This is a genomic window from Eggerthia catenaformis OT 569 = DSM 20559 (assembly GCF_000340375.1).
Taxonomy (GTDB): domain Bacteria; phylum Bacillota_I; class Bacilli_A; order Erysipelotrichales; family Coprobacillaceae; genus Eggerthia; species Eggerthia catenaformis.
In genome coordinates, this window is record NZ_KB446646.1 from 365051 (window position 1) to 381710 (window position 16660).

14 protein-coding genes are annotated in these 16660 nt (G+C 30.2%); all 14 read left to right on the forward strand.

Annotated features, from left to right (window positions below):
• The first annotated feature begins 3 nt into the window (after window positions 1-3).
• The 14 genes from HMPREF9943_RS01730 to HMPREF9943_RS01795 are packed head-to-tail and all read left to right on the forward strand — an operon-like array spanning window position 4 to window position 16659.
• Window positions 4-1935, forward strand: coding sequence for a hypothetical protein (locus tag HMPREF9943_RS01730; protein WP_004801488.1), 1932 nt, complete (start codon window positions 4-6; stop codon window positions 1933-1935).
• Between the two features lie 39 nt (window positions 1936-1974).
• Window positions 1975-2889: a glycosyltransferase gene (locus tag HMPREF9943_RS01735; protein WP_004801490.1), complete on the forward strand. Its 915-nt coding sequence runs from the start codon at window positions 1975-1977 to the stop codon at window positions 2887-2889.
• Between the two features lie 14 nt (window positions 2890-2903).
• Entirely contained in the window at window positions 2904-4028 is a 1125-nt protein-coding gene (locus HMPREF9943_RS01740; protein ID WP_004801492.1) for a glycosyltransferase, read from the forward strand.
• An 11-nt stretch (window positions 4029-4039) separates the two neighbouring features.
• Window positions 4040-4951 carry a glycosyltransferase gene (locus tag HMPREF9943_RS01745; RefSeq protein ID WP_004801494.1) on the forward strand — a complete coding sequence of 304 codons (912 nt, stop codon included), beginning with the start codon at window positions 4040-4042 and terminating at the stop codon, window positions 4949-4951.
• Window positions 4952-4966: 15 nt separating this feature from the next.
• Window positions 4967-6229 (forward strand): CDP-glycerol glycerophosphotransferase family protein, encoded by a 1263-nt coding sequence (locus tag HMPREF9943_RS01750; protein ID WP_004801496.1) that lies wholly within the window; start codon window positions 4967-4969, stop codon window positions 6227-6229.
• Window positions 6230-6256: 27 nt separating this feature from the next.
• Window positions 6257-6763 (forward strand): GNAT family N-acetyltransferase, encoded by a 507-nt coding sequence (locus tag HMPREF9943_RS01755; protein WP_004801497.1) that lies wholly within the window; start codon window positions 6257-6259, stop codon window positions 6761-6763.
• A gap of 1 nt (window position 6764) precedes the next feature.
• Window positions 6765-8204: a lipopolysaccharide biosynthesis protein gene (locus HMPREF9943_RS01760; RefSeq protein ID WP_004801499.1), complete on the forward strand. Its 1440-nt coding sequence runs from the start codon at window positions 6765-6767 to the stop codon at window positions 8202-8204.
• Window positions 8205-8218: 14 nt separating this feature from the next.
• The gene (locus tag HMPREF9943_RS01765) at window positions 8219-9046 is read left to right on the forward strand and encodes a LicD family protein (RefSeq protein WP_004801501.1); all 828 of its coding nucleotides are present in this window, start codon (window positions 8219-8221) and stop codon (window positions 9044-9046) included.
• 57 nt (window positions 9047-9103) lie between these two features.
• The gene (locus tag HMPREF9943_RS01770; protein ID WP_004801502.1) at window positions 9104-9982 is read left to right on the forward strand and encodes a LicD family protein; all 879 of its coding nucleotides are present in this window, start codon (window positions 9104-9106) and stop codon (window positions 9980-9982) included.
• Window position 9983: 1 nt separating this feature from the next.
• Entirely contained in the window at window positions 9984-10859 is an 876-nt protein-coding gene (gene rfbA / locus HMPREF9943_RS01775) for a glucose-1-phosphate thymidylyltransferase RfbA (RefSeq protein WP_004801504.1), read from the forward strand.
• 10 nt (window positions 10860-10869) lie between these two features.
• Window positions 10870-11898, forward strand: coding sequence for a dTDP-glucose 4,6-dehydratase (gene rfbB / locus HMPREF9943_RS01780; protein WP_004801505.1), 1029 nt, complete (start codon window positions 10870-10872; stop codon window positions 11896-11898).
• 18 nt (window positions 11899-11916) lie between these two features.
• The gene (locus HMPREF9943_RS01785; protein WP_004801508.1) at window positions 11917-14601 is read left to right on the forward strand and encodes a YfhO family protein; all 2685 of its coding nucleotides are present in this window, start codon (window positions 11917-11919) and stop codon (window positions 14599-14601) included.
• Window positions 14588-15718, forward strand: coding sequence for a dTDP-4-amino-4,6-dideoxygalactose transaminase (gene rffA, locus HMPREF9943_RS01790; RefSeq protein ID WP_004801509.1), 1131 nt, complete (start codon window positions 14588-14590; stop codon window positions 15716-15718). The genes HMPREF9943_RS01785 and rffA overlap by 14 nt, the downstream gene beginning before the upstream one ends.
• Before the next feature lie 8 nt (window positions 15719-15726).
• Window positions 15727-16659 (forward strand): glycosyltransferase family 2 protein, encoded by a 933-nt coding sequence (locus HMPREF9943_RS01795; protein ID WP_004801511.1) that lies wholly within the window; start codon window positions 15727-15729, stop codon window positions 16657-16659.
• Window position 16660: the final 1 nt, after the last annotated feature.

Consider the following 16660-nt stretch of genomic DNA (forward strand, 5'->3'; position numbering starts at 1 on the left):
CTCATGAATTATTTAAAGGGAATAGTATGGATTATTATATTTTCATTCTATCTATTTACGATTGGAACCGCTATTTTTCCTAAGAAGAAAGCTCCTTATAGATTTATTGCCGGCTATATTGTTTATCTAAGTGCATCCGCAATTGTCGGTATTCTTCTTCAGGTGCTTCAAGGAGAATGGAAAATCTTTTATTATTATGAACTTATATTGATATCTGTTTCTTTACTGATATCAGTTATCCGAATATTAAAAAGAAAGATATCTTTATTTGAAAAAGGAATGATAAGTCATTACTGGTTTGTCTTTCTGCCAGCCATTGCAATGATTTTTATCAGCCTTTTTTATAATCATTATTATTGGTTTAATGAAGCTACTGATGGCGGCTTCTATCTTACCAGAATCGCAACATTACCTTATATAAAAAATCCTTTTATTACTAATTCCAGTGTTGGAAATATTGCTTACCCGAAGTTATTAGATGTTTATAATTATTCGGTTTTTGAACTGAATGCCTCATTCTTTGTTTATTTATTAGATATGATACCGACTCTTTTTGCGAGAGGATTCCTATCTTTGTTTAATTATTTTTTGTTTTCTTGTTCTATTTACTGTTTAGCAGATTATATCAATAGCCAATTAAAGAAACCTGTTGAAGATTATTATCTTCAATATGCTTCTGTTTCCTTGCTTATCTTCGGTTTCTGTGCAAGACAGGTTTTAGATATATTAGGAATATATTTTTATAGCGGATGGGCTATGAATGTAGCGATGTACTATGGTTCTATGGTTGTAAGAAGCTGTGGGATGATTTGGCTTATTATTCCTTTATTAGAAGAGAAGAGTTTTTCCATAAGATCTCTATCAGTTTATTTAATAACAGCATTTGCTTTATTTTCTTTATCTCCTACATCATTGCCTTATAGTATAAGTATTTTTCTTTGTGGCATATTTATTAATTTGCTGAAAGAAAAGAGATATTTATTATTTGTCTATATTATCATATTAGCTTTAATAGGTTTATTGATTGGAAATAACACTCATGTTGATAAAGATGTTCATTATATTATTTCATTAAATATAAAAACGATCCTTCCTTTTTTGATGGCTTTAGGTATTGCTTATCTTTTTTATCATTATCAGGAATTACAGGATATGCTTTTCTGTTCTATCGGTATTTGCCTATTCTGTATTCTTCCGCCATTTAATTATATAATTAAACAGGTAAGTGCGTATGGATTTGTGATGGCAAGATTTATTTCCAGTTATTATATGTTCAGTATTTTAATCAGTTTAATAGGATGTTTATTTATACTTTATCATTTAATAATGAAATTAAGGTTTCATAAAGTCATGATCAGTTGTCTGTCTGTCATACTGATGATAGCTGTCAGCATGACGGCTATCTCTTTAAAAGTAGACTACAGTCAGACGACTGTTCTAGATGAACTGAGATTATTTTTAAGACATCGTTATTTTGCGGCTGATTCAGTTATAAAGATGAGTCAAAGAATCAATCAGCTGGATATTAAAAAAGATCAGAATTTTGTTGTGCTGGCACCTGTTTATGTCCGTTCTTTTATAGAAAAAGTGAATGAGACTGAAAATACCGCTTCTATTGCGGTGGCTAATTCAATACGTCAGTTTGCTCCCTATTGTATCAGTCTTAACGGTTTAGCTCGTTATCCTGCTAACAGTGATCCTCGCTTTGATAAATATAATAAGAAATGTATTTCTATTTATAATGATTTTATATATCACCCGTCAGAAAAAACATATCAGAAATTTGTAAAAGAAATATTAAATAAGTTTCCTGTATCAGTTGTTGTTTCTACTGATGAAAATATAAGTAAGTATATGAAAAGATCTCATTATAGGCTTTCTTATATAGAAGGAGATAGGGATACAGTTTATTTTTGTATTTATGTAAAGGATTAAGAGAAATTGTATAGAAATAAGAGAAAGGATATATCTAAGATGAAGATCAGTGTACTTATGTCAACTTATAAAGAGGATATTTCTTTATTAAGAGAATCTATAGAATCTATTTTAAATCAGACATATAAAGATTTTGAGTTTATTATTATTTTAGATAATCCTGATAATAAGGAACATATAAAGTGTATTCAGGAGTATGTAGAGAAGGATTCCAGAATAAGGTTCTCTATTAATGAAATGAATATGGGATTAACACCTACATTAAATAAGGGTATTCAATTAGCTAAAGGAGAGTATATATGCCGGATGGATGCTGATGATATATCGGAAATTGATAGAATAGAAAAAGAATATGATTATTTAGTATCTCATCAGCTTGATTTAGTAGGATGTTTATCTATGATGATAGATGAACAGGGGAATACTCTTTATCAGATAAAAAAGGTTCCTTCTTCTGTTCAGAAGATTAAAAAATGTTTAAAGTATAATCAGGTTATTTCTCACCCGACATGGCTTGGTAAAAAGGAGATGTTTAAAGATCTTAATGGCTATCGTCAGATACCTTTATGTGAGGATACTGATTTTACTTTAAGAGCAGTATTAAAAGGATATAAGATAGGAAATATTAATCAGTGTTTATTAAGATATAGACTTACAAAAGATAGTATTTCCAGAACACATCTATATGAACAGTATCTTTATCTAAAGTATATTACCAAAGCTTATCGTAAAAATGAAATTGCTGATATTAAGAATGCTAAGGAATATGTAGAAAGACATAAGAGTGAAAAGAAGATAAACAGATTCTTAAAAGCGAATCAGGTTTTTAATGAAGCGTTATATGCTCTTGAGAATAAAAATTATCTGACGGTTATTGGAAAATGTTTTCATTTATTATTTATTTCTAAGGATTATCTTGGAAAGATATATAGATTAGTAAGAGTATCTTTATAGAATTGGGGCAATGTATGAAAAAGTTATATTTTGTATTTGATCAGTTTCCCAGACCTCAAAGCGGCGGGTTATTAGGAATGTATAAGAATATTTTTAAAGAATTAAAAGATCAGTATGATATTTGTATTGTAGAAGTATTTAAATCACCTGATTTTCATAAGGATGCTTTTTCAGATTATCAGTTTATTACGCTTCATCATTATTCTATAGATAGTGATTTTGTTGATCTGCTAAGTTATTTAAAAGCCTTAAGACTCATTGAGTTTATTAAAGCATTATGGAATATGATGATATACTTTATAAGTATTCCTTTTTCCAGAAGAAAAGCAAAGCATTTATTTGAAAAGGATGCTTTGATAGTTGCTACTTCACCTAGTGCTGCAATATTCTTACATCATACAAATCGGTTTATATTAGAGATACATACAAAATATGAATATTTCTTTGAAGGAACATTGGCTTCCAGACTTCAGATAAAGTTTATGACGGCTCCTTCGTTGATTATTTTTAGATCAGCTGCTGATGCATTAAAAGCGAAAAATAAGGGATTAAATGCTGATTATATTTATAATTTTGCTGACAGTCCTCTAAGAGAAGATGAATTACCTGATTTGAGAAAGGGATATCTTTTTTTAGGACGTTTAGCTCAAAGTAAGAATTTATTTGAATTAGCAGATATATTTAATCAGATTCATAAAGAGAATCAGGAGATCTATTTAGATATTTATGGAACCGGAGTTGTAGAAGAGAGCTTAAAAGCTTATATTGATGATCACCGGTTTAATGATTTTATTCATTTAAAAGGATTTACAGTAGATAAAGAAGTGTATCTGAATTATAAAGCATTAGTCTCTGCTTCCAGATTAGAAGGGTTGCCTCTTAATATTTTAGAGGCTAAAAGATGTGGTATACCTGTTGTTTCTTATAGCTGGGGTGAATCAACAGCAGAGGTTATTCATAATGGAAAAGATGGTTATATATTGGAGAATCAAAATGATTTTAAGGATAAGGTTTTACTGCTTGATCAGAATGATCAGTTATTGATGGAATTATCTAAGAATGCTTTTGATGATTATCAGAGATTTTCACCAAAATCTTTTATTGTAAAATATATTGAGTTTTTAGAAAATTATAAATAGGTAGGTATCATATGGATGTATCTGTAGTCATTATCACATATAATCAGGAAAATTATATAAGAGAGACACTTATGTCAATTATTAATCAGGATATTGATTTTTCGATGGAAATTATTATTGGTGATGATTGCTCAAAGGATCATACCGGAGATATTATTAATTCTATTGATCAAAAATATCCGGGATATATTAAAAAGATTTTTAATAAGAAAAACTTAGGTGTTATTAAGAATTATTTTAATGCAGTGAGAATGGCTCAAGGTCGATATATTATGGTCTGTGGCGGTGATGATTACTGGCTACCGGGAAAGATGAAGATTCAGTATGATTTTATGGAATCTCATCAGGATATTGGAATGTGTTATGGGAAAGTAAAGGTTTTTGACGATTATTTGTCTAAGATGAGAAAGCATACTATTGGCAGTTCAAGAGAAAAAAGGGAAGATCTGATTTTCTCTAATGGGATTCCTGCCTGTACATCTTGTTTTAAAAGATCTCTGATAGAAGAGTATATTAATGATATTAATCCGGAAACAAAAGATTGGCTGATGGAAGACTATCCATTCTGGATCTGGTTATCTAATCATACAAAGCTTGCTTTTATTGATCAGGAGCTTGCGGTTTATCGCTATATTAAGAATTCATTAAGTCATCAGGCTTCATTAGATAAGCTTGAGAGATTTGAAAATTCTATCTATGAAATACAGTCTTTTTATTCTTATCAGGAAGAAAAAGAAAAGCTAAGAAAACAGCATATGTCTAGATTATTTAATTTGTATAATCGTTATGGTAATAGAAAGAAATATCAGTTACTGGCGATTAAAGAATCTGATTTATTTAATAAGATAATAGGATATATACCTTTACTTTTTAAAATCAGACAATTATTATTAATATTCATGATTAGATGTAATGAAAGATAAACAAGAGGGATCATTATGAGATTATTAAGATTTATTTATCAGAAGCTATCAAGATTTTCTTTAATTAGAAATATGGGTAAAAAAATCTATTTTCATGGTTTTATATGGGATAATGCGAAAGCTTATTTTCGTATGAAAAAACAGTATATGAATAGAAAAAAATCTGATACTATCAGAGTTGTTTTCATGATTCAGAATAAGATCAGCTGGGATGTTATTAAAACGGTGTATGAAAAAATGATGTTGGATAAAACCTTTGATCTCTTAATTCTAACAGTTAAAGATTTTAATGAAACGTATAATTCAAGTTATTCTTATTTTAAGAAAATGTATCCTTCTTCACATATTATACAAGCAGAAGAAGGTCAGGAACTTTTTGATTTAAAGTCTATTCATCCGGATTATGTGTTTATTGCTCGTCCTTATGATTTTTATTTGCCTGAGCAATATAAGAGTTCCAGTGTTTCTGCATATGCCAGAGTTTGTTACTGTTCCTATGGATTCGGACCAATGGTTATGAGTATTCTTGATGATTGCTATAGCGGGAGATTCTTTAGAAATGTAGCCATTTTCTTTGCTGAATCGGAGTTTTTAAAACAGTATAATATCAGAAGATTTCGGATTGCTCATAAGCAAGGTGTTAAAAAAACAGTAAACTGCGGTTATCCGAGTCTTGATCATTTCAGCCATATTCAAAATATTCAAACAGATTCTTTTAATATTTTATGGACACCAAGATGGAATGATGATAAAGAAATGGGGGGAAGCAGTTTCTTTGATTATAAAGATAAGATAGTATCTTTTGTTAAAGATAATAAAGATCTTTATCTTATTTTTAGACCTCATCCACTATTATTTGATAACTTTATTTCTAAAAATAAGATTACCGGAGAAGAGGCGGATAAGTATCTGAATTCTATTACTATTTCTAAGCTGATGTGCTATGATAACAGCAGTGATTATACTGAGAGTTTCGCAAATTCAGATGTTCTTGTCACTGACCCTTCTTCTATCCTGGTTCAGTATTTTATGACGGAGAAGCCTATTATTTATTGTGATACGGGAGTAGAACTTGATGATATTTTTACTGCGATTGTTGATGCTAATTATATTGCTAAAGATTTTGAGGAAGTAAAGAAGTATATTCAATTGCTTAAAGAAGGGCATGATCCTAAAAAAGAAGCGAGAAAAAATCTGAAAAGACAGCTTTTCTGCCATGATGGAAGACCATCTGCCGACAGATTTATAGAGGTTATTAAAGATGACTATATCCATTAGTCATCTTTAATAGGGAATGGAGGCTTTATGAAGATAAGGGAATTAAAAGAGAAAGATGCTCCTTTTATGTTAGAATGGATGCATGATTTATCTGTTGTAGAACCGTTAGGAAGAGATTTTATGCATATGAAGCTTGAAGACTGTTTGAACTTTATTAGCAGTCATGATGCCGGAAATATTCATCTTGCGATTGCTGATGAGAATGATGAATATATGGGGACAGTATCTTTAAAGAATATAGATAAAGAAGAGGGATTTGCTGAATTTGCGATTACTATAAGAAAATGTGCTATGGGTAAGGGCTATTCATCTTATGGAATGAATAAAATTATTTGGTATGGCTTAGAAGAGCTAGGATTGAAGTCTATTTACTGGTGTGTAAGGAAAACAAATCAGCGTGCTATCAGATTCTATGATAAAAATCATTATCATAGAATTGTTGATAGAGATGTGCCTTCTGCTATTATCAGCTTATATGATAAAGATTCTTTAAATGAGCTTTTGTGGTATCAAGCCAATAATCGGGAGTTATGATATGATTCAATCATTATGGCATAAGTATAAAGATGTTCCTATTACTGTTAAGGCATCTATTGCTTATACTTTATGCAGTATTTTACAGAATGCATTAGGATTTATTACTTTACCCTTATTTACAAGACTGCTTACAACTAAACAGTTTGGTCAATATAGTATCTATGCATCATGGGGAGCTATCTTAGTTATTTTTACGACATTTAATCTGCCCTATGGTTCTTTTAATACAGCGATGATTAAGTTTGAGAATGATAGAGACAAATATATTTCTAATGTACAGAATATCTGTTTATTATTCAGTATGATCTTTCTTATTATTTATTTACCTTTTAGTCAATTATGGAATAAAGTCTTTGAGCTGCCGACTCTGATTATGGTTACTCTTGTGATTGAAACATTAGGTAAAACCGTTCTTCAATTCTGGATGGGAAAAGAACGTTTTGATTATCATTATAAGAAGGTTATCTTTATTACATTGCTTATTGCGATTATTTCACCTATTCTGTCATTTTCTCTGATTATGAACTTTAGTGAAAAGGGATATGCCAGAATAGCCGGCTATGCGATCGTCAATATTATTGTTGGTGCTATCTTTTTCGTATATAACTATTCAAAAGGAAAAGAGTTTTTTAATAAGAAATACTGGATTTATGCACTTAAATTTAATATTCCTTTAATTCCTTATTATCTTTCTCAGACTATTTTTAATCAGAGTGATAAGTTAATGATTAATGCTTTTTCGGGAACGGAAAAAGCAGGTATCTATAGTCTGGCGTATTCACTTGGGATAGTATTAGTCTTTGTCTTAAATGCGATTAATAATTCTTATGTGCCGTGGTTTTATAAGAAGCTTAAGAGCCATCAGGGTTCTGATAATATAAAAATTGCGAACTTAATAAGTATATTAATGGCTGTCTTATTATTGGGGGTCATTATTACAACTCCTGAATTAATTGCTATATTAGGAGGAGAACAGTATCAAGAAGCAATCTGGGTTGTACCTCCGGTTGCTATGAGTCTATTGCTTCAATTCTATTCACAACTCTTTATTAATGTAGAATTTTATTATGAAAAACGTGGCTTGCTTGTTTTAGGGACAATCGGAGCAGCTGTTTTAAATATTGTCTTAAATGCGATTTTGATTCCTATTGCCGGCTATATTGCAGCAGGATATACAACGCTTGCTTCTTATCTGTTTTTTGCTTTAGCTAATTATTATGGCTATCTTAAAACAAAAGAACAGGCACATATTGATCAGAAACTCTTTAATCTTAGACAGCTTATATTAATCTTTATAGTCTTTATGACTCTGACATTTATTTGTATGCTGTTCTATAAGTTTATTATGATAAGATATATCATTGTATTTATTGCATTTATATTTATTGTCATTTTTAGAACTAAGATTATCGGACTATTAAAACTATTAAAAGAATAATTAAGGAGATAGATATGGAATTAGTTAAAATGACTCACGAGCAGATTCAGTCATGTATGCTGGAGATGCTGATAGAATTTCATGATTTCTGTTTAAAATATAAGATTGACTATTCTCTGATGGGAGGAACATTACTGGGAGCTATTAGACATAAAGGATTTATCCCATGGGATGATGATGTAGATGTTGCTGTGAAGGCTGAAGATTATGATAAGCTATTAGAAATTATTAAGAAGCATCCTTATCTTAATGAAAAAAAGAAATATAAATTCTTATATCCGTCAACTATCCCGAGCTGTTATCCATTTATAAAGATAATAGATGAGAATACTATTGTTTATGAGAAGAATATTTCTCATAAATATAGAACAGGTGTTTGGATAGATGTTTTTAAAATGTCCTATTTACCGGATGATGAACATCAGATGCAATCTGCTTTTAAGAAGGTTTCATGGTATAAGAGAATGAATCAGATTTGTATAGCCGGTAATATTAAAGATTTAAAGTTTAAGCTTATTTATCCTTTTATTCTTCCCATTCGTTTTATTTTCAGTCTTTTTGGTATTGATAGTCGGTATTGTTGTCGAAAAATGATGAGTTTTGATACCTGTTTTGATACAGAAACATATGGTCTTTTATGCTGGCCTGAGAATATTCTTATTGATACATTTAAAAAAGAATGGTTTGATGAGCTGATTGAAGGTACCTTTGAAGGATATCCGTTTCTGATCCCCAAAGCTTATGATCAAGTTCTCTCTCATGCCTATGGTGATTATATGAAGTTGCCTGATGAAAAAGATAGATTAATTCATGGGTTTGATGCATTTTATATTGAGAATTAGAGATTATTTTAATATAATGGGTTAAACAATAAAAATTTAAGGGGTTGTTTTATAAAAATGATTATAGACCGACAGTTATTACGTAGAATACAGCAGGAAAATCTTAAAAGCTTAAAAGAATTAGATAGAATATGTAAGAAATATAATATTCAATACTGGATAGCTTATGGCTCACTTATTGGTACAGTTAGACATCAAGGATTTATTCCTTGGGATGGTGATATTGATATTGGTATGTTAAGAGAAGATTATAATAAGCTTATTAATGTTCCTAAAGAGGAATGGAAAGAAGGAATTCTCTTTTTAACAGGTTATTCTGATGAAGAAATGCATGATAAGGTTATTGGCAGAGTTTATAATACCAATGTAACTGTGCAGAGTCCTATTGATCTTAGCTGGATCAGACCTTCTGATAATAAGCTTTGGTATACACATCTTATGCTGGATATTTTTATTTATGATCATGTAGATAGTATTGAGCATTATAATGAAATCTATGCAATGAATTGTAAATATGTTAATAGGTATAAACTTTATAAGTTGAAAAATAAGATAGCCGGATCTTTTATACAGAAGGTTAAAGGATATCTTAAAAGAATATATGTATGTATTTATTCAAGGAACTATAAGAAATTACTTGATCAGTTTATTAAGAATGCTTCAAGGTACCCTGAGGGAAAGTTAATAGGATCTTATGATAGTGATGATACAAATGTTTATGCTTTAGATGAAGTATTCCCATTAATTGAAAAGAAATATGAAGATATGACGGTTCCTGTACCCAAGAATTATGATCAGATATTAAGAGATTATTATGGTGATTATATGGAGTTTCCACCGGAAAATGAAAGATATCATCTGAATCTTATTTATCTTAAGATTAATGATGATGAATATATTATAAATCCAATGAAAGGATCTTTAGGAGATAAGTAGTATGAAAGGAATTATATTAGCAGGAGGAAGCGGTACAAGATTGTATCCGCTTACAATGGTGACCAGTAAACAGTTATTACCTATTTATGATAAGCCTATGATTTATTATCCGTTAAGTATTTTAATGCTTGCCGGTATTAGAGAAATACTGATTATCAGTACGCCCAACGATACACCAAGATTTAAAGAATTATTAGGTGACGGTCATCAGTTCGGGATTGAATTGTCTTATCAGGTACAGCCTAGTCCGGATGGTTTGGCACAGGCTTTTCTTTTAGGAGAAGAATTTATTAATGGTGACAGCTGTGCCTTGATTTTAGGAGATAATATTTTCCATGGTCATGGCATGACTAAAAGATTAAGAAATGCAGTATCAAGAAAGGATGGTGCTACTGTTTTTGGCTATTATGTAGAAGATCCGGAAAGATTTGGTATTGTTGAGTTTGATGAGAACGGAAAAGCTATTTCTATTGAAGAAAAGCCTGAACATCCTAAATCAAATTATTGTGTTACAGGATTATATTTTTATGATAAGAATGTTGTAAAATATGCTAAGATGATTAAGCCAAGCCGAAGAGGAGAATTAGAGATTACTGATTTAAATAGAATTTATCTTGAGCAAGGAAAACTTAATGTAGAAATCTTACAAAGAGGATTTACATGGCTTGATACAGGAACACATGAATCTCTTGTGGATGCAACAAACTTTGTAAAAACTATTGAACAGCACTCACATCGTAAGATTGCCTGTCTTGAAGAGATTGCTTATCGGAATGACTGGATTACTAAAGATGATCTTGAAAAGATGTATCAGATGTTAAAGAAGAATCAGTATGGTGCTTATTTAAAGAATATAATTGATGGAAAGATAGCTTAAGGAGAAAGATATGAATATAATTGTAACCGGTGGAGCAGGATTTATAGGATCAAATTTTGTTTTTCATATGTTAAAAAAATATCCTAATTACAGAATTGTATGTGTAGATAAATTAACCTATGCAGGTAATTTATCTACATTGGAACCTGTCATGAGTAATCCGAATTTTAGATTTGTAAAGTTGGATATTTGTGATAGAGCTCGTGTTGATAAGCTTTTTGAGGAAGAACATCCGGATATGGTTGTTAATTTTGCAGCTGAATCACATGTTGACAGATCAATTGAAAATCCGGAAATTTTCTTGCAGACTAATATTATTGGAACATCTGTATTGATGGATGCCTGTAGAAAATATGGTATTCAAAGATATCATCAGGTATCAACTGATGAAGTCTATGGTGATCTTCCTTTAGATAGACCGGATCTATTCTTTACCGAAGAAACACCAATTCATACATCAAGTCCTTATTCATCTTCTAAGGCAAGTGCAGATTTATTAGTACTTGCTTATTATCGGACTTATGGACTTCCAATTACTGTATCCAGGTGTTCTAATAACTATGGTCCCTATCATTTTCCGGAAAAACTGATTCCTTTAATGATTGCGAATGCTCTAAATGATAAGCCTTTACCGGTTTATGGAGAAGGATTAAATGTCAGAGACTGGCTATATGTTGAAGATCATTGTAAAGCAATTGATCTGATTATTCATAAAGGAAGAGTTGGAGAAGTTTATAATGTAGGCGGACATAATGAGAAAACAAATATTGATATCGTAAGAATGATCTGTAAAGAACTTGGAAAGAGTGAAGATCTTATTACTCATGTAGAAGATAGAAAGGGTCATGATATGAGATATGCGATTGATCCGACTAAGATTCATAACGAATTAGGATGGTTGCCGGAAACAAAATTTGAAGATGGGATAAAGAAAACCATTAAGTGGTATTTAGACAATAAGAAATGGTGGAAAGATATTATTTCCGGAGATTACCAGAATTATTATCAAGAAATGTATGGTAATAGAAAAGAAGTATAAAAAGGAAGGAAGAGGACTATGTTAAATAGATTACGGAAACATAAAAAGTTTATATTTATTTATACAGTCCTCTTTCTTATTCTTTATTTTTTAGGTATTCAAATATGGTTTATGTTAAATAATAAATCATATATATGGTATTTGGATGGTTTACAACAGCAGTATGTTTCATTTATTTATGTAGGAAAATGGTTAAGAAGTATTATTAAAAATCTATTTATTCATCATCGCTTTATTATTCCTATATGGAGTATGTCCATGGGTTATGGCAGTGATATAATCACAACTTTAGGTGGTGTTTTTATGGATCCTTTTAATTATCTGTCTGTATTAGTGCCTACATCTTTAACTGAATTTCTTTTTAGTTTTATAGTCTTTTTTAAAATTTATCTAGCTGGGATTTCTTTTTATGCTTTTTGTGCATATAAGAAAAAAGATCAAAGATCCTCATTAGTCGGATCTCTTCTTTATTGTTTTTCTCCAGCTTTTTTAATTGTTTTCAAACAAGCAGCATTTGCGAATCTTTTTATTTATTTTCCAATGATTATGCTTGGCTGTGAGAAAGTTTGGTATGAAAAGAAAGGAACGCTCTTATTCATCTCTTTATTCTTAATGAGTGCATATTCCTTTTATTTTACTTATATGATTGTGATTGGAATAATTATTTATTATGCAATTAAATTTTTCTTTGATAATGATGAAAAAACATGGAGAAGATTTTTTGAGTTAATATATCATTTTTCCTTTCACGGTATTTTTGGTGTTGCCTGCGGTTTATTAGCGAATTTATCTATTATTATTAATTTAGCAGCAGCCTCTAGACTCTCTATTCAGCGTATTATCCCTCTTTTCTATAATTGGGAAACAATTAAAATATACTTTACGAATTATTTTCAGATTATTGATGTAGGAGCGGACGCACTGTTGGGTTTTTCGATAGTGACATTTCTAAGTATTATGATCCTTTTCTTAAGTAAGGGTAACAAGCATTTAAAGATTAGTTTTATTTTACTTACAACAGCGTTATTTTCTAGTAAAGCAGGAAGTATTTTTAATGGCTTTAATTATGCAACTTATAGATGGAATTTTCTTTATAATTTTTTGATTATGTATATAGTGGTTGAAACATTTCCATTACTTTTAAAAATAAACAAAAAGGATCTTTTAAAATTAGTAATAGGATTTAGTATTTATTCAATGTCTTTTTTGTTTTTAACTCATTTCAGCTTTCATAATTTCTGGATGAATCTTATGCTTATGAGTATACTGTTCATTTTATTATTGTTTAATAGGGAAAAGCTAAATAAATATAAGAATCAATGTATTGCGGTCATATTTATTTTTTCTTTGCTTATTAATACAACAATTTATTTTAGCCCTGATAAAAATGACTTTATTAATCAAGAATTAAATAGAAATGAAGCTTTATATAAAATAAGAGCTGATGGTAAAGGACTTATTGAAAATAAGTATAAGACGAATAATATTAGGTTTGATGAGATTGGGACATCCCATTATAGAAATTCTGATATGATCACTTCTCTAAATAGCTATAATTTTTATTTCAGTTACTATAATAATAATATAGATAATTTTCATAATTCAATGGGATATAGTTCTATTCAAGGGGCAAATTTCAATTTTAGCTATTTAGGACTCGGGTATTATGAATACTTACATCTTCTTAATGGTACAAAGTATATAATCATGCCTTCTGATTATTATAAAGCCCCCCCTTATCCCTATAACAAATTAATGAAGCAAGAAGGTTCTTATGGAAAAAAATATAGTTTATATACTACAGATAAAAAAGTTTCTATGGCTCATTTTTATAAAGATGTGATTAGTGAAAGCGATTATGATCAGTTAGGTGAGTTTAATAGATACCAGACATTATTAAGGGCTATTAGCTTAGATAATCAGTATAAAAACTGTAATGTTAAAAAAGCTATTGGACAATATGGTTATCTTAATTATCAATTAACTTTGGATAAGGGTATAAAAAATAATCAAAATTATTATGAAACAGAAAAGGATAATGTATCATTTCATCTGAAAATAAACAAGATTAAAGATAAACAGATTTATTTACAAATAAATAATCTTGATTTTTTATCAAATAACAGTGATTGGTATGGGGTAACTATAGAAGCTTATCATCAAAATAAAAAGATTAATACGATGATGTATAATCTTTATAGTCAAACGCTAAAATCTCATTTATATGCTAATAAGCATAATTGGCTTATTAATTTAGGATATGCCGACAAGAATGTAGATGATATTAAAATTACATTATCTCATAAGGGAAAGTATAAGATTTCCAATATCTCTTTATACACAAAAACACGCCGGCAAATAGCGAATGATATAAGCCATTTAGATAGTGAAAATATTGATTTTGAATATAATACAAATAAAATAGATATTCTTACAAATAAAAATGAAGCCGGTTATCTTTATATAGCAGTTCCGTATTCTAAAAACTGGGAAGCAAAAGTTGATGGAATTAAAAGTGAAGTCTTAAAAGCAAATAAAGCTTTCATGGCTATTAAGTTATCTAAAGGAAAACATAAAATTCAATTAACTTACAAGCAAAAAAATGTTTTAATTGGTATAAGTGGGATGTTTCTTGTATTATGTTTCTATACAGTATTAAATTTTATCTTTAAAAGGAGAAGGGTTAATTATGATATCATTTAACATACCGCCATGTACCGGCGATGAAATAAAATATGTTAAGGAAGCTATTGATGCTCATAAGATATGTGGGGATGGCATGTTTACAAAGAAATGTAATCAATGGCTGGAGGAGAGATTCAATGCACAAAAAGTGCTTTTAACGACTAGTGGAACAACAGCTTTAGATATGGCGGCTATTCTTTGTGAATTTAATGAAGGTGATGAAGTTATTCTTCCGAGCTTCACTTTTTCCAGTACAGCAACTTCAGCAGTGCTGGGAGGAGCTAAGCTGGTATTTGTTGATATTAGACCAGATACAATGAATATTGATGAAACAAAGATAGAATCGGCTATTACTGATCAGACAAAGGCTATTATTGTGGTTCATTATGCGGGAGTTCCCTGTGAAATGGATACTATTATGGATATAGCTGAAAAATATAATCTTATTGTGATTGAGGATGCAGCTCAAGGTGTTATGAGCAGTTATAAAGGAAAACCGTTAGGAACTATTGGTGATTTTGGATGTTATTCATTCCATGAAACTAAGAATTATTCAATGGGTGAGGGCGGAGCTATTGTTGTTAATAATCCGAAATATAATGATAGAGCAGAGATTATTAGAGAAAAGGGAACAAACAGATCTCGTTTCTTAAGAGGTCAGATAGATAAATATACTTGGGTAGACTTTGGAGATAGTTTTTTGCCTAGTGAATTAAATGCTGCTTATTTATGGGGACAGCTGATTCATGCTGATGAGATTAATAATGACAGATTAGCGACATGGAATGCTTATTATGATGCTTTTAAGCCATTAGAAGAGGAAGGATTATGTGAACTTCCTGTTATTCCTAATGGATGTATTCATAATGCTCATATGTTTTATCTTAAGTTAAAAGACTTAAAGCAGAGAACAGAGTTTATTCAATATTTAAAGGAACATAATGTATTAAGTGTATTCCATTATATTCCATTACATTCAGCACCTGCCGGGCTTAAGTTTGGAAGATTTCATGGAGTAGATGAATATACAACTAAAGATAGTAACAGACTGACAAGATTACCTCTTTATTATGGTATGACTAAAGAAGACAGAGAGACAGTGATTCAAACTGTTAGAGAGTTTTTTAAGAAGTAGGTGATAGTATGGAAATATCGGTTGTTATTCCGGTATATGGATGCAGAGCAGCATTATTTGAATTGCATAAAAGATTAGTCTCATCTCTTTCTACAATAACTGATAGTTTTGAGATTATCCTTGTAGATGATAATTGTCCACAAAATTCATGGGAAGATATTGAAACAATATGTCATAGAGATCATAGAGTTGTAGGTATTCATTTATCAAGAAACTTTGGTCAGATTAAAGCTATCACAGCAGGACTTGATCATGCTAAGGGTGAATGGGTTGTAGTTATGGATTGTGATTTACAGGATAGACCGGAGGCTATTATAGATTTATACGATAAGGCTCAGGAAGGCTTTGATGTAGTATTTGGAAGACGTATTGATAGAAAGGACACGGCTATTACGAAGTTTCTTTCCCGTTCATTCTATAAAGTTTATGATTATTTTACTGAAGGGAATTTTGACAGCACTATTTGTAATTTTAGTATTTCAAAAAGAAAAGTTATTAATTACTATAGTCAGATGCGTGAACAAAATAGAGCATATACTTTATTTATTAAATGGCTAGGTTTTAAACAGGCAGCGATTGATTTACAAGCGGATGAAAGATTTGCAGGAAAAAGTTCATACAATTTAAAAAGAAAATTAACAATGGCATTTGAATTTATCACTTCACAGTCAAATAAACCTTTACGTTTTTCAATTAAGACCGGGTTTATGATGGCTTTAGTTTCTTTTGTGTACATCTTGTATTTGATTATTAAGGCTAGTTTAGGTGGAGTCATTATCGGCTGGACAACAATTGTAGCATCTATTTATTTAATGGGTGGACTGTTATTAGTTTCTATTGGTATTATGGGGATTTATGTAGGTAATATATTTAACGAAACAAAAAACAGACCACTTTATGCAATATCAGAAATATTAAATGAAGAAAGAAGGGAGAAATAAG

Bases quoted from the DNA above. Each gene is read 5' to 3' on its own strand.
- HMPREF9943_RS01745 (WP_004801494.1), top strand. From the start codon at position 4,040: ATGGATGTATCTGTAGTCATTATCACATATAATCAGGAAAATTATATA.
- HMPREF9943_RS01755 (WP_004801497.1), top strand. From the start codon at position 6,257: ATGAAGATAAGGGAATTAAAAGAGAAAGATGCTCCTTTTATGTTAGAA.
- HMPREF9943_RS01760 (WP_004801499.1), top strand. From the start codon at position 6,765: ATGATTCAATCATTATGGCATAAGTATAAAGATGTTCCTATTACTGTT.
- HMPREF9943_RS01740 (WP_004801492.1), top strand. From the start codon at position 2,904: ATGAAAAAGTTATATTTTGTATTTGATCAGTTTCCCAGACCTCAAAGC.
- rfbA (WP_004801504.1), top strand. From the start codon at position 9,984: ATGAAAGGAATTATATTAGCAGGAGGAAGCGGTACAAGATTGTATCCG.
- HMPREF9943_RS01770 (WP_004801502.1), top strand. From the start codon at position 9,104: ATGATTATAGACCGACAGTTATTACGTAGAATACAGCAGGAAAATCTT.
- rffA (WP_004801509.1), top strand. From the start codon at position 14,588: ATGATATCATTTAACATACCGCCATGTACCGGCGATGAAATAAAATAT.
- HMPREF9943_RS01765 (WP_004801501.1), top strand. From the start codon at position 8,219: ATGGAATTAGTTAAAATGACTCACGAGCAGATTCAGTCATGTATGCTG.
- rfbB (WP_004801505.1), top strand. From the start codon at position 10,870: ATGAATATAATTGTAACCGGTGGAGCAGGATTTATAGGATCAAATTTT.
- HMPREF9943_RS01735 (WP_004801490.1), top strand. From the start codon at position 1,975: ATGAAGATCAGTGTACTTATGTCAACTTATAAAGAGGATATTTCTTTA.
- HMPREF9943_RS01795 (WP_004801511.1), top strand. From the start codon at position 15,727: ATGGAAATATCGGTTGTTATTCCGGTATATGGATGCAGAGCAGCATTA.
- HMPREF9943_RS01785 (WP_004801508.1), top strand. From the start codon at position 11,917: ATGTTAAATAGATTACGGAAACATAAAAAGTTTATATTTATTTATACA.
- HMPREF9943_RS01730 (WP_004801488.1), top strand. From the start codon at position 4: ATGAATTATTTAAAGGGAATAGTATGGATTATTATATTTTCATTCTAT.
- HMPREF9943_RS01750 (WP_004801496.1), top strand. From the start codon at position 4,967: ATGAGATTATTAAGATTTATTTATCAGAAGCTATCAAGATTTTCTTTA.